1 protein-coding gene is annotated in these 1,275 nt (G+C 60.3%); it reads right to left on the bottom strand.

The window, feature by feature from the left end:
• Positions 1–189 precede the first annotated feature (189 nt).
• Positions 190–1,227 carry an IS110 family RNA-guided transposase gene (locus AC04SI_RS33265; protein ID WP_123170113.1) on the bottom strand — a complete coding sequence of 346 codons (1,038 nt, stop codon included), beginning with the start codon at positions 1,225–1,227 and terminating at the stop codon, positions 190–192.
• Between the last annotated feature and the right edge of the window lie 48 nt (positions 1,228–1,275).

The raw sequence follows: 1,275 nt of genomic DNA, 5'->3' as shown, positions 1-1,275 counted from the left end.
GCCCTGATGGGGTCGGCGAACAAGGTCCCAATCTGCTTTGCAGGCTATGATGCCTCCGACATCGCATGGGTTATCCCTGTTCCCGGCCTGACCGGTCTCGCCATCACATCGCGTCGCTCTTACAACCTCATAGAGCCGATTGATCGGCTCGATCTGATTTCTGCTTCAGTGTCTCGTCTTCTGCGCAACTTACGCTGCAAGGTTCGGAGCATGACGCGCTTGATAGGTTTCGCCGCGCGTCATGATAGCCCACACCACGCGGGCCATCTTGTTTGCCATGGCTACGCTCGCCACGCGCGCCGGCTTCCTGGCGAGCAACGCGAGGAGGCGCGGATCCGCAGCCTCGGGCTTACGCCTTGCCCGTCGGATCAGAGAGGTCGCGCCGATCACAAGGAGCTTTCTCAGGTACCGATCGCCCATCTTGGTGATGTGCCCGAGACGGTCCTTTCCGCCGCTCGAGTTTTGCGAAGGTGTCAGCCCGAGCCAGGCGGCAAACTCTCGACCCGAGCGGAACTGACCCGGATCAGCAACCGAGGCCGCCAACGCAGTGGCACCGATCGGGCCAATGCCAGGTATGGTCGATAGACGCCGTGCCATTTCATTCGTTCTTTGCTGGGCAAGGATCGACCGGTCGATGGTCTGGAGCCGGGCATGGGTGTCGAGCACCTGCTCGCACAGGAGACACAGAATCTGCAGTGCCATGGCCGGTACGTCCAATGTGGATTTCTTCGCGGCTATCTGGCGCGCCAGCTTAAGCGCCCGCTCCAAACCTTCGGGAATATCGATGCCGAACTCGGCCAACAGGCCGCGGATCATATTCACCAGTTGCGTACGCTGCTTGACCAGAAGATTACGGGTGCGGTGAAGCGATAGGGCCGCTTGCTGCTCGGCTGACTTCATCACGACGAAACGCATGGTCGGGCGTGTCACCGCTTCGCAAATCGCTTCCGCGTCCACCGCATCATTCTTTCCGCGCTTCACATAGGGCTTCACGTAGGACGGTGGCATCAGGCGGACTTCATGGCCGAGCTCCGTCAACTCTCGAGCCCAATGATGCGATGTGCCGCACGCCTCCATGCCGATCAGGCAGGGCGGCAACTTGGTGAAGAACGGCAGAACTTGCGATCGGCGCAGTGCCTTGCGAACAACAACGTCTCCAGACGCGTCGACGGCGTGAACTTGAAAAATGCGCTTGGCCAGATCAAGGCCCACGGTGGTAATCTGCATGGCGGATGGCTCCTTAGCTCGGGTTGCCTGACAGCAAACCCACTGTGG

The sequence above is a fragment of the Mesorhizobium sp. CNPSo 4689 genome (assembly GCF_057784325.1).
The sequence above is the reverse complement of the archived record's forward strand: the minus strand, read 5'-3'. Positions and strand labels throughout refer to the sequence as shown.

Excerpts from the sequence above, each read along its gene's own strand:
- AC04SI_RS33265 (WP_123170113.1), bottom strand. The coding sequence starts at position 1,227 with ATGCAGATTACCACCGTGGGCCTTGATCTGGCCAAGCGCATTTTTCAA.